The sequence below is a fragment of the Streptomyces sp. CA-294286 genome, from assembly GCF_050947155.1.
Classification (GTDB): Bacteria; Actinomycetota; Actinomycetes; order Streptomycetales; family Streptomycetaceae; genus Streptomyces.
Genome location: NZ_CP192005.1, coordinates 2,567,125 through 2,586,861, shown reverse-complemented (window position 1 = coordinate 2,586,861; position 19,737 = coordinate 2,567,125). Strand labels below are relative to the sequence as shown.

Genomic DNA, 19,737 nt, shown 5'->3' with positions numbered 1-19,737 from the left:
GCGTGGGGCATGCCGTCGGGCGACCACGTAGGCTCGGATTGCCCGACCCGTACGACCGACGACTAGGAGACATCCCGTGATCCCCGGTGGTGGCCAGCCCAACATGCAGCAGCTGCTTCAGCAGGCCCAGAAGATGCAGCAGGACCTCGCGAACGCGCAGGAGGAGCTCGCCAGGACCGAGGTCGACGGCACGGCCGGCGGCGGTCTGGTCAAGGCGACCGTCAACGGCTCCGGCGAGCTGCGCGGCCTGGTCATCGACCCCAAGGCCGTCGACCCGGACGACACCGAGACCCTCGCCGACCTCGTCGTGGCCGCCGTCCAGGCCGCGAACGAGAACGCGCAGACCCTCCAGCAGGAGAAGCTCGGCCCGCTGACCCAGGGCCTGGGCGGCATGCCCGGCCTGCCCTTCTGAGGCACCTGCCGCCCGCGGTCGGCCTGCTCCTCCGGGGCCCGGCCGCCTGCCGAGGGCCCATGTCGACGGCCGGAGCGGAGCGAGGCCGAACGGCCGGCCCCGAGCACCGGCCGCAAACACCGGCCCACCAGCTCTTCTGTCCGAGCCCCCGCAGCAACTACCGTACGAAGCAAGCAGAACCAGGAAAGGCAATCCGTTGTACGAAGGCGTGGTCCAGGACCTCATCGACGAATTGGGCAGGCTGCCCGGCGTCGGTCCCAAGAGCGCGCAGCGGATCGCCTTCCACATCCTCCAGGCCGAGCCGACCGACGTACGCCGGCTCGCGCACGCCCTCCTTGAGGTGAAGGACAAGGTCCGCTTCTGCGCCGTGTGCGGGAACGTCGCGCAGGAGGAGCGGTGCAACATCTGCCGCGACCCGCGCCGCGACGACACCGTCATCTGCGTCGTGGAAGAGCCCAAGGACGTCGTCGCGATCGAGCGGACCCGGGAGTTCCGGGGGCGTTACCACGTCCTTGGCGGCGCCATCAGCCCCATCGAGGGCGTCGGGCCGGACGATCTGCGGATCCGCGAACTGCTCGCCCGCCTCGCCGACGGCTCCGTCACCGAGCTCATCCTCGCGACGGACCCGAACCTGGAGGGCGAGGCCACCGCCACGTACCTCGCCCGGATGATCAAACCCATGGGTTTGAAGGTCACCCGACTGGCCAGTGGTCTACCCGTAGGGGGAGACCTTGAGTACGCCGACGAGGTCACGCTCGGGCGTGCCTTCGAGGGGAGACGATTGCTGGATGTCTGACGTCATTGTGGGCTCGGTCGTAGGGGACCGGGGCCAGGAACCGGATTCGTTCGCGGTGCAGATCGCGGACCAGGTCGAGAGCTTCATCCTGGCCGTCACGGAGGTCGCCAAGGGCGACGAACCGGACAGCGCGGTGCCCTTCCTCCTGCTGGAGGTGTCCCAGCTGCTGCTCGCCGGCGGCCGGCTGGGCGCACACGAGGACATCGTCCCGGACGAGCGGTACGAGCCGGACCTCGGCCCGGAGCCGGACGTCGACGACCTCCGCATCCGCTTCGCGCGCATGCTGGAGCCCATCGACGTGTACTCCGAGGTCTTCGACCCCTACGAGCCGCGCAAGCCTCCCGTCGCCTGCCGCATCTCCGACGACCTCGCGGACGTCGTCACCGACCTGCGGCACGGGCTGGCGCACTACCGGGCCGGGCGCACCTCCGAGGCGCTGTGGTGGTGGCAGTTCTCCTACTTCTCCAACTGGGGCTCCACCGCGTCCGCCATGCTGCGCGCGCTCCAGTCCCTCGTCGCCCACGTCCGCCTCGACCAGCCGCTCCAGGAGCTCGACGGCCTGGACACGGACGAGGACCTGGCCGCCGAGGCGGACCTGGAGGAGGAGGCGGGACGCGTGATGCTGGAGGAGATCGCGGGGCCGCTGGGACTCAAGACGCCGTAGGCCGGGTGCCACGGCCGCAGGACCGGGGGGCCACGGGGGAGGGGCGCGCCGCCGGCTGCGGTGCGCCCCCTGCGTATCCTCCGCCCGGTCCGCGCGCTCCCGGCCGGGGCCGCCTCTCGCGGTGTCCGGTCAGTCGCGCTTCGGGTCGCCGCCGAGCGCCTCCACGGGTCCGGTCGCTTCGATGCGTACCGCGACCCCGCCCGCGTTCTCGGTGAGCTGTTTGCGGAAGTCCGCCGATTTCGCGCCCTCGGCGCTGGTGCCGACGGTGAGGCCCTTGGTGCCGTCGCCGGACAGGGTATGGAGGGGGAAGGCGTACTGCTTCGGGTCCCGCCACACGCGGTCGCGCGCCGCGTCGAGCGCCTTCTGCGACCAGCGCGCCCGGTAGAGATCCAGCCGCTCCACGTCCACCTCGGGATGCGCCTTCGCCACGGCCGCCCGCCAGGCCCGGCCGCGCTCCAGGTCCGTGACGCACAGGGCGACCCGGCCGGCCGGCTGGTCGACGATCAGGCCGCTGTAGACGTCGTAGTAGGCGGCGTTCGCCCCGGTGCCGCGCTTGGGCGGGTCGACGGCCGCCGCGAGGGCGCTCGCCTCGGGGGTGTTCACGGGGGCGCCGTCCTGGGCCGGCAGGTCCCGCGCCGTGGCGTCGACGCCGGGACACTCCCGGTCGGCGAGGTCCCGTGCGGGTGCGGTCTCCACGCGGTGGCCGGGGTCCGTTCCGCAGGCGGCGGTGAGCGTGAGCAGGGCGAGGACGGCGCAGGCGGCTGCCGTACGTCGGTACACGGTTCCTCCAGGGCGGGCGGTGCACGGAGTTCCAGTGGCTGCGGTGGAGCGCGCCGTTGGGACGGGCCGTGCCCCCGCCCGGTTCCCGTGTGACCCGGCACACCTTCCGAGTACGACCACCGCGGCGGGGCAGCATCCCCGTCGAGCAGGCGGGACGGCGCGGGCGGGACCAGTGTGTGAGCGGAACGTCTCACGATGCGATACCCGCCCGGCGCGACCGGCCTGCTCGTTAAACTGACCCGAGCGCAGTAATGAACTGCCGTAATGGACTAACGAGGAGCGCACGTGGGCCTTGTCGTGCAGAAGTACGGAGGCTCCTCCGTCGCCGATGCCGAAGGCATCAAGCGTGTCGCCAAGCGGATCGTGGATGCCAAGAGAGACGGCCATCAGGTCGTCGTCGTGGTGTCCGCGATGGGCGACACCACGGATGAGCTGATCGACCTCGCCGGGCAGGTATCTCCGATCCCTGCCGGGCGCGAATTCGACATGCTGCTGACCGCAGGAGAGCGGATCTCCATGGCTCTGCTGGCCATGGCGATCAAAAACCTGGGCCACGAGGCCCAGTCCTTCACGGGCAGCCAGGCCGGTGTCATCACCGACTCGGTCCACAACAAGGCGCGCATCATCGACGTCACCCCGGGCCGCATCCGGACCTCGATCGACGAGGGCAACATCGCCATCGTCGCCGGGTTCCAGGGCGTCAGCCAGGAGGGGAAGAACATCACGACCCTCGGTCGCGGTGGCTCGGACACGACGGCCGTGGCGCTGGCCGCCGCCCTCGACGCCGAGGTCTGTGAGATCTACACCGACGTGGACGGCGTGTTCACCGCCGACCCGCGCGTGGTGAAGAAGGCGAAGAAGATCGACTGGATCTCCTTCGAGGACATGCTGGAGCTCGCCGCCTCGGGCTCCAAGGTGCTGCTGCACCGGTGCGTGGAGTACGCACGCCGATACAACATTCCGATCCATGTCCGCTCGTCCTTCTCCGGACTGCGCGGCACCTGGGTCAGCAACGAGCCGCAGGGAGACCAGCAGGTGGAGCAGGCCATCATCTCCGGAGTCGCCCACGACGTCTCCGAGGCCAAGGTCACGGTAGTCGGAGTGCCGGACAAGCCGGGCGAGGCCGCGGCGATCTTCCGCGCCATCGCGGACGCCGAGATCAACATCGACATGGTCGTGCAGAACGTGTCCGCCGCCTCCACCGGGCTGACGGACATCTCCTTCACCCTCCCCAAGACCGAGGGCCGCAAGGCGACCGAGGCGCTGGAGAAGGCCCGTGCCGCCGTCGGCTTCGAGTCGCTGCGCTACGACGACCAGATCGCCAAGATCTCCCTCGTCGGCGCCGGCATGAAGACCAACCCCGGAGTCACCGCGACCTTCTTCGAGGCGCTCAGTGACGCGGGCGTGAACATCGAGCTGATCTCGACCTCCGAGATCCGCATCTCGGTGGTCACCCGCGCCGACGACGTGACGGGGGCCGTGCGCGCCGTGCACACCGCCTTCGGACTCGACACGGACTCCGACGAGGCCGTGGTCTACGGAGGCACCGGAAGGTGACGCACAAGCCGACGCTCGCGGTCGTCGGGGCGACCGGGGCGGTCGGCCGGGTCATGCTCCAGATCCTGTCGCAGCACGCCGACATCTGGGGCGAGATCCGACTCCTGTCCTCCCGTCGTACGGCCGGTACCTCCCTGGCCGTGCGCGGGGAGCAGGTGACGGTGGTGACGCTCTGCGAGGAGGCCCTGGAGGGCGTCGACGTCGCCCTCTTCGACGTACCCGACGAGGTGGCCGCGCAGTGGGCGCCGGTCGCCGTCGCCCAGGGCGCGGTCGTGGTGGACAACTCGGCCGCGTTCCGGATGGACGAGGGCGTGCCGCTGGTCGTTCCCGAGGTCAACCCGCACGCCGTACGGGCACGGCAGCGGGGCATCGTCGCCTCCCCCAACTGCACGACCCTCTCCATGATCGTCGCGCTGGGGGCGCTGCACGCCGAGTTCGGGCTGACCGAACTGGTCGTCTCCTCCTACCAGGCGGCGAGCGGAGCCGGCCGGGCCGGCGTGGACACCCTGCGCGCCCAGCTCTCGCTGCTCGCGGCCGAGCCGGACGCGGGCACCGCGCCCGGCGGGGTCCGGCGGGCGGTCGGTGACGGGCTGGGCCCGTTCCCGGCGCCCCTGGCGCTGAACGTGGTGCCGTGGGTGGGTTCTGTGCGGGACGGCGGCTGGTCGTCCGAGGAACTCAAGATCCGGAACGAGTCCCGCAAGATCCTCGGGCTGCCCGATCTGCGGGTGACGGCGACCTGCGTACGGGTCCCGGTGATCAGCACCCACTCCGCGTCGGTGCACGCCCGGTTCGAGTCCGAGGTGAGCGTGGAACGGGCGCACGAGATCCTCGCCACCGCCCCTGGTGTGGTCCTTTTCGACGATCCGGGCTCCGGCGACTTCCCGACCCCCGCCGACGTGGTCGGCACCGACCCCACCTGGGTGGGACGGGTGCGCCGCAGCCTCGACGATCCGCAGGGCCTGGAACTCTTCGTGTGTGGCGACAATCTCCGCAAGGGTTCTGCCCTGAATACGGTGCAGATCGGTGAATTGGTCGCTTCTGAGCCAGCGGCGAGCTAACCGGAATTCTTTGTAGGATCTGTGAACACTCTGTGAGTGGATAACAGGTCTGGACCGTGTATGGCGACGGGTGAGCGTGTTTTGATTATTCGCCACCGGCATAGTTCCGGAACTGTCCCGGCCCTGCTCCGATCGTGGAGCGGCCTTGCGGGAACCGGGAATTGAGCGGGGAGCGTCTTTGTGATCGCCCTTGGGCGAGGCCGCGGCAATCCCTTCTTATGGGGAGAAATTGGGGCAATGGGGAGGGGCGATTACGCATGGCGCGAATCGGTGCACCGAATGGACCGGACGGACGGGGCACGCCGAGCACACCGGGTGCGGAGTCGAAAGCGGCGGCCTGCGCGTACAACCCTGGCGGGGGGAAGCGTGTCCAACAGGCGTGGCAGCAGAGGTTCTCGACATCACGGCGCTCCCGCGGCGCGGCGCACAGGCGCGCCCGCGGCGTGCGTCCCGCGTGCCCGGCGGCATGCCGGTGATCGCCCCCATGCCGGCGGCGCGACCCGCGCGCTTCGCGGCACAGCCGGTGGCGCAGCCCCCTACGGGGCCGGGCGCGGGCTCCTTTTCGGGACCCGTCGCAGGACCTCTCTCCGGACCGGTCCCGGGGACCGTCCCCGTCCTGGGCGTCGGTTCGGGCGTCGGTTCGGGATCCACCGCTCCGCTTCCGCTGCGGCACATTCCGCCGCAGCAGGCCCGGCCGCTCCCGTCGCAGTCGGGGCGACGACCGGCCGCGCAGCCGGCCCCGCAGCCCGCGCAGGACTCCGCCACGGACGGTCCCTCGCCCGTGGCCGCTGACGAGACGACCCTCGCCGAGGGCACCACGGTCGACCACCTCACCGAGACCTACCGCGCGCACTACCGTTCGCTGCTCGGCCTTGCCGCGCTCCTCCTCGACGACGTCGCGTCCTGCGAGGACGTCGTGCAGGAGGCGTTCATCCGCGTGCACTCCGCACGCGGACGCGTCCGCGACCCCGAGAAGACCCTGGCCTACCTGCGCCAGACCGTCGTCAACCTCTCCCGCTCGGCGCTCCGCCGCCGCATCCTGGGCCTGAAGCTCCTGTCCAAGCCGATGCCGGACATGGCGAGCGCCGAGGAGGGCGCGTACGTCAGCCTGGAGCGCGACGCGCTGATCAAGGCGATGCGCGGACTGCAGCGCCGCCAGCGCGAGGTGCTCAGCCTGCGCTACTTCTCGGACATGACCGAGGCGCAGGTGGCCGAGGTGCTCGGAATATCCCTGGGGTCCGTGAAGGCGTACGGTTCACGCGGGATCGCGGCGCTGCGCGTCGCGATGGAGGCCACCGTATGAACCGCGACAGCAACGGCCTGCCGAACGGCGACGGAGACGATCGCCCCGGGCGCGGCGAGCAGTACGGGCCGGACGGGCCGAGAAACGACCGGACTGGGAACGGAAGAGTGAACGACGGGCGCAACGGGCGCGACGAGCGCCACGGGCGAGAGTTCCCGCCGCACGGCACCACGGGCGGCGACCGCGCGGGCGACCGCACCCCGGGCCCCGGCGACCGCACCCGCGGCCCCGGTGGCCCCACCTCCGGCCGGGTCGGCTCGGGACGCGGACCCCTCGGCGCGGGCGGTACGGGCCGTGGCCCCTCCGGCTCGGACGGCACCGACGACGGGGACCTCCTCGGCCAGGACGGTCCCGCACTCAGCCCCGACGAACTCGCCGTACGCCGGCTCCTGCAAGGTGCGGTGGCGGACCTGGCGCCCTCCGACGGCGCCCTCGACCACCTGCGCCGGGCCGTGCCGGTCCGCCGGGCCAGGAAGCGTCAGGCCGTCGTCGGCGCGGCGGCCGCCGCACTGCTGATCGGCACCGCGGTCCCGGCCTTCCTGCACGTGTCCCAGTCCCGGGACTCCGCCACCGCCCGCCCCGCCAACGCGGGCCACGCCCAGGACTCCCCGGACCCCGACACCGACCCCACTGGCCGGGGCCCCGGCAGCGACGGCCGCGGTACCGACGGCGGCGGCACGCACGGCGGCAGGACGCCGGGCGAGACCACCGGCGCGGACCCCGACGACGAGGAGAAGGAGTCCGAGGCGGGCAGCCCGGACGCCGGAAAGTCCGGCACCGGCCACGCCTCGCCGGGCGAGGGCGCGTACGAACAGGACGCGTCGGAGCCCGAGAAGCCCGCCTGCGAGGGCGCCCAGCTCGCCGTCGTCAAGGCGACCACCGGGGCCCCCGACGCCCAGGGACGGGTCTACGGCACGTTCCGCATCGCCAACAAGTCCGCCTCGGAATGCGCCGTACCGGGCCAGGGCCGGATGAACTTCCACGCGATGGGAGCGGCCGACGGGAAGCGCATCAAGGTCGTCGACCACACCGCGGGCGACCCCGCCGCGGGCCTTCCCGACCCGGCGAAGGAAGCGCGCAGCCTGGTGCTGCCGCCGGAGGCCGCGTACGAGGTGAAGTTCGCCTGGGTGCCCCAGGACACCTGCCCCACCACCGGCGCCTCCCCGGACCCCACGCCCACCGACGGGTCCGACGACAACCCCGGGCAGACGACCGGCAGCACCCCCGGCGGTGACGAGCCCGGCGGCGGCAAGGTTCCGGAGTCGGTGGACGGGACGGACGCCACCGGCACGACCACCCAGCTCGGCACGGCCGACGGCGACCCGGCGGACGGCAAGGTCGCCGTGACGCACACGGCGGAACCGGGCGCGCCGAGCGCCGAAGCCACCATCCCCAACGCCTGCGCCGGAACGATCTACCGCACGGGCGTCCTCAACACCCCCTGACCGCCCCGCACGATCCGGCCGACGCACCGGCCGCCGGCCGGCCACCGCCTCTGGTTCTCGCGGCCCCCCTTGCCCCGGCCCCGCTGAGTGCGCGACGAGCCGACCCGGCCCGACCCGGCCCGGTTGCGCCGCCCGGGGCGGCGGGACGGACCGTCCACGACCCCTCGAACACCCCCGGGGAAGGCGACGCACGCGGCGCCCCGCTTACTTCCCTCGCACCCCGGCCTCGGCCGCCTCGACGGTCCCGTCCGTTCCGCCTGTCCCGCCCGTCTCGACGGTCCCGTCGGTTCCGGCCGTCTCCGCGGCTCCCGTGCCCGTCGGGGCGTCCTCCGACTGGATTCCCAGCTCCAGGTCCCGCAGCGCCTCGACCTCCCGGCGCACCAGTCGGAACCACATGAACAGCACGAAGCCCGCGAAGACGAACCATTCGCCGGTGTATCCGAGGTTCTGAAAGGCCTTCAGGTCGAGACCGCTGCCCTGCGGGGCCACCGCCGGCACCGGCTTCAAACCGTTCGGCGCTCCGGGCCCGGCTTTCTCGGCCCCCGCGCTCTGCGTGATCCACGCGTCGTGGACCTCGTACGGCACGAGGTTGACGAGGGTCGCGGAGCTGATCATTCCGACCTGTCCGGCCGGCAGTCCCCCGGCCGTGTGCACGCCGTCGGTCTGCGCGTTCTCGGACGCCTGGAGGGCCCCCGTCACGGTGACCTCGCCGGTGGGCGCGGGCGGCGGAGCGGCGTCGCGCGCGTCCCCGGCGACCCATCCCCGTACGACCGGCAGCGCCTTCCCGCCGGCACCGCCCGTTCCGGCCGTCCTCAGCATCGCGAGGACGTAGTACCCCTGCTGCTCGTCGAGCTTCCGTTCCGGTACGAGGAACTGCTCGGCGTACCGCCCCCGCACCTCCGCGAGCTCGCCCGAGGTCTCCGTCGTCACCGGAAGCAACCGTTCCAGGGGCTGGGCGGTCTGCTTCGCCGGGTCGGGGGCCGCCTCCGCGCTGCGGTGCGAGTCGACCCGGTCCTCGAAGCGGCCGAGCTGCCAGGACCCCATGTAGATGCAGAAGGGGATGGCGAGCACGACGAACAGGTTGATCCCCCACCAGCGCGGGGTCAGCAGAAACCGGTACACGCTCCCAAGGTACGTTCCCGGGCCGCCCCTCCGGCGGGCGGGGCGGCCCGGGAACGCCCTGTCCCCCTCACCCCAGGTGCCGCCGCACGAAGTCGATCTCCAGCCGCACCTGCTTGATCCGCTCCTCGACGACGAGCGACCCGTGCCCGGCGTCGTACCGGTACACCTCGTGCACCGCCCCGCGCTCCCGCAGCCGGTCCACGTAGTTGTCGATCTGCCGGATCGGACACCGCGGGTCGTTCACCCCCGCCGAGATGTAGACCGGGGCCTTCACCGCGTCCACGTACGTCAGCGGCGACGAGGCGGCGAACCGCTCCGGCACCTCCTCGGGCGTGCCTCCCAGCAGGGTCCGGTCCATGGCCTTCAGCGCTTCCATCTCGTCCTCGTACGCGCTCACGTAGTCGGCCACCGGAACCGCGGCGAGCCCCAGTGCCCACGCGTCCGGCTGCACCCCGAGCCCGAGGAGCGTCAGGTACCCGCCCCAGGACCCCCCGGACAGCACGATCCGCTCCGGGTCGGCGAGCCCGGACGACACGGCCCACTCCCGTACGGCGGCGATGTCCTCCAGCTCGATCAGTCCGACCCGGTGCTTGAGCGCGTCCGTCCAGGCGCGCCCGTACCCGGTCGAACCCCGGTAGTTGACCCGTACGACGGCGAAGCCGTGATCGACCCAGGCGGCCGGCCCCGCCACGAAGGAATCACTGTCGTGCCAGGTGGGCCCCCCGTGCACCTCGAAGATCGTCGGCAACGGCCCGCCGTTCCCCGCGGCGTGTCCTTCCGGCCGCTGCACGAGGGCGTGGACGCGTCCTCCGGGCCCGTCCACCCACACCGTCTCCACCGGCACGGACCGCGGCGCCTTCGCTCCGGGCGGATCCAGCACCACGCCGCCGCCGGTGGACCGCACGACCGGCGGCTCGGCGGCGGACGACCACAGGTACTCGACCGAACCGTCGGGCCGGGCGGTGGCCCCGCTCACCGACCCCGGCGGCGTCTGCACCCGCTCCAGGACGCCGCCCTCGATCTCGTACCGCCACAGCTCCCCCCGGGCCTCGAAACTGTGCCCGATGATCAGTGCCCTGCCGTCCGGGTACCAGTCCGCGCTCACGTCGCCGGGCAGGTCGACGGCCAGCTCCGTCTCGACGCCCGTCACCGGGTCCCAGATCATCGGCTCCCACCGCCCGCGCCGCTGGTGCCCCACCAGCAACCGGCTGTCCCCGTCCACGGGTGAGAAACCGAGCGCCTCCAGGCCCAGCTCCTCGGTCCCGCCCCGGGTGTCGTCCAGCTCCGCGACGACGCTCCCGTCCGCCACCCGCAGCACCCGCAACGAGGAGTGCATCGCGTCGCCGTGCTCGGTGTGCTCGACGGCGAGCAGCGACGAGTCGTGACTCAGGTCCCCGACCCCGGCCGACTCCCGGTGCCGGTACAGCTCACAGGGCACCCCCTCGCCCTTGCGCACCACGTGCACGGTCGACCCCTCCTCGTCGGTCGACCGCCCCACCACCACCGTCCCGTCGGCCCCCAGCGCCAGCCCGGCCGGATACGACGCCTCCAGCCCCACCACGGCCACCACGTCCTCCCCGCCCGCGAACGGCTGCCGCATCCACACCCCGAACTCGTCCCCGTCGCTGTCGTCGAACCACCAGACGCTCTCCCCGTCCGGTGACAGCATCCCGTCGGTGGTCCCGTTGGCCCGGTCCGTCACCTGCCGCTGCTCGCCACTGGACCGGTCCCAGGCGTACAACTCGTAGGTGCCCGTCGCGTTCGACACGAACAACGACCGCTCCGGAGCCCCCTCGGCCCACTCGGGCAAGGAAACCCGCGGCGCCCGGAAGCGCATCTCCCACGCGGGGACGGCCGTACTGCTGCTGTTGTCTCCACTGCTGCTCATCCCCCCATCAAACCGGACGCCCGCAGCGGCCGGTACGGCACGGGAGTACCGCCGCCCCCGGCCGCCGGGCCCGCCGCCCCCACGTCCGCCGATGTCCCTACGTGCGGCGTGACAGATCGGCCACCAGGAGGTCGAGGGTCGCTTCCTCGTGGAGCGCGACGCCGAGGGCGCTCATGGCGGGGGAGAGGTCCGGGTCCCAGTCCGCGCCGACCGGCCGGCCGTCGAGCGCCAGCCGGGGGATGCCCTCGGCCCGACTGCGAGCGGCCAACTGCTCGTAGTCCGCGGTGCCCATGCGCCAGGGCCGGGCGCCGTAGCGGCGGACGACCCGGTTGGCCAACGCGATCCCCGGCCAGTCGAAGTCGCCGTGGTACGCGAAGCGGCAGCCCGTGGCAGCGAGTGCGTCGAGGAGCGTGAGGACCACCGTGGCGGCGCTGCCGGAGGTGCACACCAGGGGCCGGACGCAGGCCGCGTCTGCCGCGGCCTCCACCACGCGCGGGTTCTCACAGATGTGGATGAGCGTTCCGGCGGGCAGGCGCAGCCGCAGGGAGTGCAGGTCGCGCGGGGTGAGGTGGGCTTCGGCGTGGTGGTCGGCCCGCTCGCGCAGGGCACGCTCCCGCCAGCCCTCGCCGTCGGGCCGCAGCCCGTACGTCAGCACCGTGCTGGAGACCTCGTCCGCAGTGACGGACACCAGCCGCCACAGAGCGCGTCGCCCCGCCGCGTCGTCGGGGAATCCGGTGCCGTGGGCGAGGGCGACGCCGCGCTGGACGAGGCGCGCGAGCCAGGTGCCGTCGTCCAGGCCGTGCGCGGAGCCGGTCGCCATGGCGGCGAGTTCACCCCGGCCGCGTGCACCGGCCCGTTCGGGACCGAGGAGAGTGGTGAGGATCTGGACCGCCTGCTGGAGTGTCCGCACCGCCGCTTCGGGCGTCACCCCTCGCGGAACGCCGGCCCGGCGCAACAGGTCGTACCACTGCCGCGGCCACCGCTGGTCGGCGAGCGGGGAGGCGTCCAGCGACGAAGCGAGGGACGACCACACCCGCTCCCGCCGTGCCGCCGCGTCCGCACGGGCGGCACGTCGGTCGGCGAGGGGCGGGCCGATGTCCTCCAGGGTCTGCCTCAGCCCGAGTCCGGCGGCCGACGCGCGCAGCCGTGCGTCGAGCACGTCGAGCCGTACGGTCACGGCCGCACCGGTGAGGGGCCTGCCCAGCAGGAGGGACAGGTCGTTGCGTTCCCGGGGGTTCACCGCGGTGAGCCGGAGGGAGCCGACGGCCTGTACGCCGTTGCTCTCCAGCCGTTTGCGCACGCTCTCCCAGAGCCGGGCGAGTCCGGGGCCCGTCAGCCACGCGCGCGTCGCGGCGGGCAGTGCACTCACACCGACACCAGACGCCGTTGGCGGCCGTTCCAGATGTAGTGCAGGGTGGCCACGCCCCGGACATGGGGGTCACGGAGGCACTCGTAGATGTGCAGGGACGGAACCTCGGGCCAGTTGCCCATGAGCCGTTCGCTGGTGAGGACGAAGTCGAGATCGAGATCGACGAGGATACGGCCCAACCGACCGTGGGTGGGTTCGTCGACCTTGGCGAAGGCGTCGTCCAGCAGGATCAGCCGTGGCGCGTGCGGTGCCGACCCGGCGAGACTGGTGAAGTGGGCGGCGGCTGCGGCGAAGAGCACGAGGTAGGAGAGCACCCGTTGTTCGCCCTGGCTCAGCCCGGTCCGGCCGGTCAGCTTCCTACGGCGGCCCGGAGCCGCGTCCTCGACGACGAAGGTGTGGAAGCGGAACCAGTCCCGGTAGTCCAGCGCGGTGCGCAGATGGGCGGCGTAACCGGCTGACGGGTCGGCGCGACGGGCGTCCTCGATACGGCGTTGCAGGACCTCGCGGAGCTGCTCGGTCTCCTCGCGCGTTCGCAGGCTCGACGGACTGCGCAGCAGGTCCACGGCCGCCCGGACGTCCGCGGGCACGTCTTCGTCCAGCTTCCACAGCAGCTCGACGCCGAGGCCGTGGGAGGTGCGCACGGTCCGCAGGGTGTCGTTGAGTGCCGCGACCAGGTTCGCCGCGGTGATGACCTGTGTGGAGAGGTGGTCGCCGAGCTCGCCGGTCAGGAACCGCTGGAACACCTCGCGTTCGCGTTCGGTGAGCCGTCCTCGGGCCTCCGCGGCCTGCACGGCGATCCGTTCGCCCACGGCCGCGACGTCATGAGACCCGTGGTCGTCGACCAAGCGGCACACTTTGATCCCGTCGCGTTCCTCCAGCTGTGCGTCGTATCCGCCGGCCAGTTGGTCGCGCAGCGCGGTGTGCCGGATGAGCAGGGCGCTGTCCGACACCTCTCCCTTCGGGGGGCCGAGGGCCTGCGCCACGGCATCGGCGAGGGCCCGCAGCGCTCGCACACGGCTGCGGACGTCCACGCTCGGATCGTCCGACACGAACTCGGGCAGCGAGGACCGATCAAGACCGGCGCCGAGCACGACCTCCGGTCGGCCGAGTGCCCCGCGAAGAGCGCTGCCGGTGTCGATGACCTCCCTCTCCTGGTCCGCCAGGGTCCCGCGCAGACGCTTTTCGTCCTCTTCCGCCCGCACGCGCAGGTCGTGGACGTCGTCGCGGGCCCGCTGCGCTCCCGGCAGGGCGCGGACGGCGTGCGCGATGCGCTGCTTCGTCTCCCGCTCGCGGGTGAGGATCTCCTCCTCGGACGACCCGATGGCCTCCTCGCGGGTCCGCAGGTCCTGCTCCGCGGTGCGCAGTCCGGTGAGATGGACCCGGTAGCTCTCCTCCGCGGCCAGGCGCTCCGCACCGGCACGCTCGTACCGTTCGGCATCGGTCCGATGCGCGCCGAGCCGCTCGTCCGTGCCGCCGACCGCCCTGCGCAGATGACCCACACCGCTGAGCAGGGCAGCCAGCGCGGTGCGTACGCGGTCCAATGCGTCGGTGGCGCCGGGCAGGTCGTGGGCGGTCGCGGTGGCGTCCGCCTCGGCACGCGCCGACACCGCGAGAGCGCGGGCCTCCTCGGCCTGCCGTGCCGCCCGGGTCGCCTTGGCGGTCAGGTCACGCAGGGCCCGCTCGGCCGATTCGGTCCTGCTCCACGCGTTCGCGAGATGCTGCGCCCGGGGGAAGTCCCGTTCCGCGAGTGTGAGAGCCCGACGCACGGAATCGGCTGCGGCCAGCTCTTCGCGGACGTCGGCCAGCCGCTGCCGCGTCTGCGCGATCCGCTCCTCCAGCTCGACGAGGATGCGCCGCCGGGTCTCGGCGCGTACGGCGGCCCCCACGTACTCGGTGTCGCGTTTGTCGTGCCGGCCGCTGAGCACGCCCAGCCGCCAACTGCCGTCGTAATACACCGCGTTGTGTGTGGTGGCGTGCGCTGCCGGTGTGAGTGCGACAGCGGCCAGCAGACCCTCCACGCGCTCGGACGTCACACCGCACCCCGGCTCGGGGGCCGGGCGCAGGGCCGAAGCGAGAGTCGGCCCGTCGGACAGAGCGGGACCGGGCTTCAGCAGGGTGTCCCGGGTGCGGGGGTCGAGCAGGACGCCGTCCGCGCCCACCCACGCGTCCAGGATTCCGCACGCCTCCAGCGCCCCTTCGAGACCGGCCCGGTCGGCCGGTGCCAGGCCGTCCGCGAAGTCCACGAGCCGGTGGAACGGGGCTCCGCTGCCCGGTGTCCTCTCGGCGACGCGATGGTGCGGGGCCGATGGCTCAGGGTCGGTGCGCTGCGCCCAGTCCCGCTTCTGCTCCGTCAGGCGGTCGAGCTCCTCGCCGAGTCGGCCGACGCCGAGCGCCAGTGCGTCCCGGCGTCCCGTGAGTTCCTCTCCGTGCGGTTCCAGGACGGCCTGAGCCGTTCGCCACGCCTGGCTGTCGATGTCGGACGGCAGCGTGCGGTCCGCGAAGGGCGCGTCGGCGGAGGTCTCGTGGCCGACCGCGGCACGGACGGCGTCCAGCGACGGACAGCCGGGCCCCAGCGCGGTCCGCGTGTGCGCCGCCCACTCAGCGATGCCGCGGGCGTAGGCGCCGCTCTCCTCGGCGACCTTCCGGCGGCCGACGTCCAGACGGTCGGCGGCCTCTTCCGCCTCGCCCTCCAACCGCTCCCGCTCGGCATCGGCTTGAGCCGCCCCGGCGCGGGCCGCGTCCGCCCGTGAGATGAGGCGGGCCACTTCCTGGACCATCCGGGCCCGGTTCTTCACGACCGTCTCGGCGTCCTTCAGCTGGTCCTGCCAGGACCGCAGTCCTTCGTGCGTGGTGACCGTGTCCACCCGGGCCGCCGACCGGTGCCGTACGGTGCGCGTGCCCCCGTCCGGAGTGGTCAGCTCCGTCTCGGTGGACCGGGACAGGACGGTGCGGGACAGGGCCACCGCCTCGCCGAGATGACCGGTGGGGAGGCCGGCCCTCTCCGCCTGCGTCAGCAGCTCCCGATGCTCGGTTCCCAGCTCCGCCAACCGGCTCCCCACATGCTCGACCCCTTCGGCCAGCCGCTCCGCCGCGCTCTCCTGGGCGTCGTGCGCGTTGCGCAGGGTGGTGAAGGCAGCCGCGGCGGCGCTGTGCAGCGCCTCCACCGTGCCGCGGCGTTCCGACAGTTCGCGCAGGCTGCGGTAGGCGTGACCGGCGTGCAGGGCGGCCAGGTCGGTCCTGGCCGCCTGCTCCTCCTCGCGCAGGGTCTCCAGCCGGCCCTCCGACTCGTCCTCCTGCGTCCGCAGGTCGCTGGTCCGCTGTGCGGCGTCCCCGGTCGCCCGGCGCCGCTGCGCGAGAACGCCCAGCTCGTGGCCGACCCGCTGCGCCGAGGCACGCAGGACTCCGGCCAGGTAGCCGCGGTAGCCGGTGAGGAACGTGCGCAGTGCCGTGTCGGTGCGTTCCAGGCGGCCGAGTTCGTCGCGTACGGCGTCGAGGTCGTGCAGGTTGCGCGCCACCTTCTCGACCACGTCCTCGTCGAGCCCCGGCAGGGTCTCGCTCAGCAGGGAGGCCACGCCCCCGTGCTCGATGCGGTCCCCGACCGTGGGGCGACGCAGCCGGTGCAGGAGCTGCGTGAGGTTGCGGTAGCGCGTCGCGTCGGTGATGCCGAACAGCTCCCGGGCCACCCGGGAGCGGTGCGTGACCGCACGCTCGGTCGTGTTGTCGGAGCCGACGATCTCCTTGAGCCGGTCCACCGGCAGCGGCTTCCCGCCTTCGACCAGGTGCAGGTCCTCGCCGATCCGCAGCGGGGTCACGAAGAACGTCGGCACCGCCTTCTGCGTCGACTTCGAGGCACGGATGGCGACACCGAGCGTCAGGTGACGGTGGCCGCCGCCGTCGGTCGTGCCCTGGAACTCCACCCACAGGTAGCCGAGACGGTTGGTCTGTTCGAACCCGTCCAGCATCAGCCAGGGCAGCGTGGTGCGGCCGGTCCCGGTCGCGTCCAGCGCCCGGGAATCGCCGTCCAGGAGGTACGGGAGCAGCATCTCCAGCGCCTTGGACTTGCCCGCGCCGTTCTTGCCGCGCAGGAGCAGCCGTCCGCCGCCGAAGGAGAACTCCTGAGCGTCGTACTGCCAGACGTTCCGGATGCCCGCCCGGTGCAGTCGGAAGCGGGTGCCGGTGGTCGTCGCGGGGCCCGAACGCGGCAGCGGGACGAGGCCGGGCACGTCAGTGGTCACAGCGGCAACTCCTCTTGCACATCGGTTCCTTGGCGAGCCCTGGCAGCCGGTCGCACGGTCACGAGGGTGGCGTAGCGGGCCGCCGCTGCCAGCAGCACCCAGCCCTCGCCGTCGGGCCGAGCGCCACGGACGTCGGTCACCGCGCGTCCTTCCGGCACCTCCTCGACGTACCCCTCGGGCAGCCCTTCGCCCTCGGCGCGCAGCCGCCCGGTGCGGGCCATCAGCCGCATGCGGACCAGCAGGTCCAGCACGGCCAGCCGCAGGGAGGGAAGGTCCTCCAGGTATCCGCGCTGCCAGTTGCTGCGCTGCCCGTACTCGGCGATCAGCTCGGCGAGGACCTCGTCCATCAGGCCGTCCGGGACGGCCACCCCGATGACGAGCGTCCCGCCGGTCGCCGGATGCCCCGGTTCCCGCGGCCGAAGCCGTTGCACGAGCCGTTCCACCAACAGCAGCGCGGCCTGTGCGACGGTCCCGGTGCCCGGCAGGTGCAGGTCCGTCAACTCTCCCTCCGGATCCACCAGCGTCACGCCCTCGGCGCGGATCTCCATCTCCAGACCCAGGAGTTCGGAGAACGCCTGGGCTTCCCGGCGCTGCCGGGTCCGCAGCCAGTCGCGTTCGGCGTCGGTCAGCTCGTCGAGGTGGACGACGGGTGTCTCCACGAGCATCCGGCGCACGTAGGTGCGCGGCCCGCCGAACCCCGGGTCCGCCGCCCGCCGCACCAGGTCGGCGCCGTCCCGGGCCTGTGCGAGCGGGCCGGCGACGACCACGCGTGCCAGCTCCCGGTCCACCGTGATCAGGGCCTCCCCGCCCGCCTCCTGCGCGATCGCGGCCACCTGGCCCTCGGTCTCGACGAGGACACCCCACTCGACGAGCCGGCGCAGAGCCGCCACCAGGGTCCGCCTGCCCGTCGCCCGCCCCGTCTCCTCCAGCTCGATCCCCGCGTCGGCGGCAGCGGCCCTGATGTCGGCGACCAGGTGCGACAACAGCATCTGTTCGGGCGCGGTCACCAGAACGGACAGGGCCAGTGCGAGACAGGCGTACGTGTGCGGGGAGAAGGGGGTGCCGGTGGAGCGTTCCAGGCGGTGACCCGATCCCGGCCCCAGCCCCGCCTTGAACAGCCGGGCGAAGGAGCTGTCGACCAGCAGGCGGTAGCCGAGCACCTGCTGGAACCTCCCGCCCAGCCAGTCGGCGTGCCGGCGGATCAGCGGGAAGAGGTCGGCATGCGGTCCGTCGGACGTGACCAGGGGGTGCGCGAGCAGCAGCCGGGCGGCGGTACGGCGTTCGGCCGCCAAGGCCACGTCGTGCGACGAGGGAAGGGTCATGACACGCCCACCTCGGCCCCGCCGTCGACAAGGCCCCCGCCGTCGACAAGGTCCTCACCGTCGACAAGGCCCTCACCGTCGACAACGCCCTCACCGTCGACCGCGGCGGAGATACGGCTGACGTCCAGCTCCAGGTCGTCCAGCAGCAGGTCACCGTCGGCCGAGTACAGCACCGTCCGCGCGCCCGCCGTCCGCAGGACGGTGAGCCGGATGCCCAGTTCGGCGTTCTCGCTGCGCGCCGAGTCGAGGCCGAAGCCCCCGGGCCCCTCGCCGCCGGTATCGGCGGGTCTTCTGAGCCGGGCGTTTCCGAGTGCCGTGGCCAGCAGCTCCAGAAGCAGCCCGAGCGCGGCCGAGGTGAGCCGCACGTCGGCGAACCGGCCCGACGCGCTGCGCAGTTCGTCCGCCGCGGCTGCCCTGGCCGCCGCCTGCCGCCGGGCGGCCTCCCGCAGTCGCTCCTTCTGCGCGGAGTGGTCCTCCACCGCGGAGGCCCGGCCCCGCTGGGCCCGGCTGCCCCTCTCCCGCAGGGACACCGGTACTTCGACCACCGGGCCGGTCCACCAGCTCGTGTGCGCGGGCACCACCTCGTCGGTGGCCGGGGGTATGCCCAGGTGGCGGGCGCCGTACAGACCGAAAGCGGCGACCGCGATGTCGTGCGCGTCCTGCGGCGACGCTTCCTCGAACCAGCGGGCCAGCCGCAGCAGATCCTTACGCCGTGACATCTCCCCGGTGGCCGACCGCAGCATCCGTTTGGCGTTGGCGAGCAGCGACTGCAACGCGCGCAGCGTGGCGTCCCGCAACTGATCGACCTGGCTGCCCTGACCGTCGGTGTCCCTGAACCAGCCGCGCAGCCCCTCCCAGTCCGCGAGCTCGCGTCCCCGGCTGCGCTGGACCCGGACCTCCGGGCGTCCTTCGCCCTGCGCCGACAGCCCGGTGAGGCCCTGGGCGTGGGCGTCCAGCCGATCCAGCAGAGCCGCAAGGTGCGGCCACAGGGTGTCCAGCGCGGCCGAGATCCGGGGCGCACGGAAGGCCACGTCCTCCGTGATCGCCTCGACATAGTCCAGGAGCAGTTCCTTGAAGCCCTGGTACTCGGCGCTGTCCAGGTCGTAGCGGGACAGCACCTGGCCGAGGTACGCGTAGAAGTCGCGTACGGAGTCCGCGAACTCGCCGAACTGCACGAACAGCGTGCTGATCCGCTCCAGTCCGTCCTGCGGCCGGATGCCGCCCGGCGCGGTCACCAGGCCGGCCAGCTCCCGCAGCCCGCGTTCGACCAGGCCCAGCAGCTCGTTGCTCACCTCGCGGGCGGCGTCGGCCTCGGCCAGGACCCCCTCGGCATCCCGCTGGATGCGTTCGCCGGGTTTCGACAGCTGGTAGCGCGAGCGAGAACGCTGGTACTCGCTGATGCTGGACGCCTTCACCGTGTGGCTGCTGCGCAGCAGGTTTCCCCAGGCCACCAGCTGCTCCAGCCGGACGGTCAGAGTGTCGGCGTCGAGATCCGCGGCGGCACCACCGCTCCGGCGCAGCTTCGCCATGACGTCCGGGACGGCGAGGTCCGCGAGCAGCGTTCCGCAGAAGACCCGCATGATCGCGAGGTGCTCCAGCCGCTCGGGCGCGCTGAGGTACGCGTACGCGTCCAGCCGCCGCCGCGTCCCCTCACCGGCGTCCTGACCTGCACCGGATGCTGATGCCCCCATGGCCGCGAGGTTACGCCGCCCAGCCGGACGCCGCCGGTGAGTGGCCGAAAATGCCACGGACGTGTGCCGGGCCCGCTGAGGGATTCCCACGGCGT

Annotated in this window: 14 protein-coding genes; 7 read left to right on the top strand and 7 right to left on the bottom strand. The window is 72.7% G+C overall.

Annotated elements, in window-relative coordinates; all coding sequences use genetic code 11:
* Positions 1-76: 76 nt before the first annotated feature.
* From ACQPZG_RS16210 to ACQPZG_RS16200, 3 genes are all read left to right on the top strand, one after another.
* On the top strand, positions 77-412 hold the full coding sequence (locus ACQPZG_RS16210; RefSeq protein WP_185033973.1) for a YbaB/EbfC family nucleoid-associated protein: 336 nt from the start codon (positions 77-79) through the stop codon (positions 410-412).
* A 196-nt stretch (positions 413-608) separates the two neighbouring features.
* Positions 609-1,208: a recombination mediator RecR gene (gene recR / locus ACQPZG_RS16205; RefSeq protein WP_185033972.1), complete on the top strand. Its 600-nt coding sequence runs from the start codon at positions 609-611 to the stop codon at positions 1,206-1,208.
* Positions 1,201-1,872 (top strand): DUF5063 domain-containing protein, encoded by a 672-nt coding sequence (locus ACQPZG_RS16200; protein ID WP_433546462.1) that lies wholly within the window; start codon positions 1,201-1,203, stop codon positions 1,870-1,872. The genes recR and ACQPZG_RS16200 overlap by 8 nt, the downstream gene beginning before the upstream one ends.
* Positions 1,873-2,001: 129 nt before the next feature.
* On the opposite strand, the gene ACQPZG_RS16195 is transcribed toward ACQPZG_RS16200, so the two are convergent.
* Positions 2,002-2,652 carry a hypothetical protein gene (locus ACQPZG_RS16195; RefSeq protein WP_433546461.1) on the bottom strand — a complete coding sequence of 217 codons (651 nt, stop codon included), beginning with the start codon at positions 2,650-2,652 and terminating at the stop codon, positions 2,002-2,004.
* Positions 2,653-2,937: 285 nt separating this feature from the next.
* On the opposite strand from ACQPZG_RS16195, the gene ACQPZG_RS16190 reads away from it, so the two are divergent.
* The 4 genes from ACQPZG_RS16190 (at position 2,938) to ACQPZG_RS16175 (ending at position 8,015) form a co-directional block, all read left to right on the top strand.
* Positions 2,938-4,209, top strand: a complete 1,272-nt coding sequence (locus tag ACQPZG_RS16190) for an aspartate kinase (RefSeq protein WP_433546460.1) — start codon at positions 2,938-2,940, stop codon at positions 4,207-4,209.
* A complete protein-coding gene (locus ACQPZG_RS16185) occupies positions 4,206-5,267 on the top strand; it encodes an aspartate-semialdehyde dehydrogenase (RefSeq protein WP_433546459.1) in 1,062 nt (353 codons plus the stop codon). Before ACQPZG_RS16190 ends, ACQPZG_RS16185 begins: the two co-directional genes overlap by 4 nt.
* 781 nt (positions 5,268-6,048) lie before the next feature.
* Positions 6,049-6,570, top strand: a complete 522-nt coding sequence (locus tag ACQPZG_RS16180) for a SigE family RNA polymerase sigma factor (RefSeq protein WP_433549432.1) — start codon at positions 6,049-6,051, stop codon at positions 6,568-6,570.
* Positions 6,567-8,015: a hypothetical protein gene (locus ACQPZG_RS16175; protein ID WP_433546458.1), complete on the top strand. Its 1,449-nt coding sequence runs from the start codon at positions 6,567-6,569 to the stop codon at positions 8,013-8,015. Before ACQPZG_RS16180 ends, ACQPZG_RS16175 begins: the two co-directional genes overlap by 4 nt.
* Before the next feature lie 204 nt (positions 8,016-8,219).
* On the opposite strand, the gene ACQPZG_RS16170 is transcribed toward ACQPZG_RS16175, so the two are convergent.
* From ACQPZG_RS16170 to ACQPZG_RS16145, 6 genes are all read right to left on the bottom strand, one after another.
* A complete protein-coding gene (locus tag ACQPZG_RS16170) occupies positions 8,220-9,137 on the bottom strand; it encodes an SURF1 family protein (protein WP_433546457.1) in 918 nt (305 codons plus the stop codon).
* Between the two features lie 67 nt (positions 9,138-9,204).
* Positions 9,205-11,025: a prolyl oligopeptidase family serine peptidase gene (locus ACQPZG_RS16165; RefSeq protein WP_433546456.1), complete on the bottom strand. Its 1,821-nt coding sequence runs from the start codon at positions 11,023-11,025 to the stop codon at positions 9,205-9,207.
* A gap of 97 nt (positions 11,026-11,122) precedes the next feature.
* Positions 11,123-12,394, bottom strand: a complete 1,272-nt coding sequence (locus ACQPZG_RS16160; protein ID WP_433546455.1) for a TIGR02679 family protein — start codon at positions 12,392-12,394, stop codon at positions 11,123-11,125.
* Positions 12,391-16,629 carry a TIGR02680 family protein gene (locus ACQPZG_RS16155; RefSeq protein WP_433546454.1) on the bottom strand — a complete coding sequence of 1,413 codons (4,239 nt, stop codon included), beginning with the start codon at positions 16,627-16,629 and terminating at the stop codon, positions 12,391-12,393. The genes ACQPZG_RS16160 and ACQPZG_RS16155 overlap by 4 nt, the downstream gene beginning before the upstream one ends.
* Positions 16,626-17,951, bottom strand: a complete 1,326-nt coding sequence (locus tag ACQPZG_RS16150; protein ID WP_433546453.1) for a TIGR02678 family protein — start codon at positions 17,949-17,951, stop codon at positions 16,626-16,628. The genes ACQPZG_RS16155 and ACQPZG_RS16150 overlap by 4 nt, the downstream gene beginning before the upstream one ends.
* Positions 17,948-19,642, bottom strand: a complete 1,695-nt coding sequence (locus ACQPZG_RS16145) for a TIGR02677 family protein (protein WP_433546452.1) — start codon at positions 19,640-19,642, stop codon at positions 17,948-17,950. Before ACQPZG_RS16145 ends, ACQPZG_RS16150 begins: the two co-directional genes overlap by 4 nt.
* Positions 19,643-19,737: the final 95 nt, after the last annotated feature.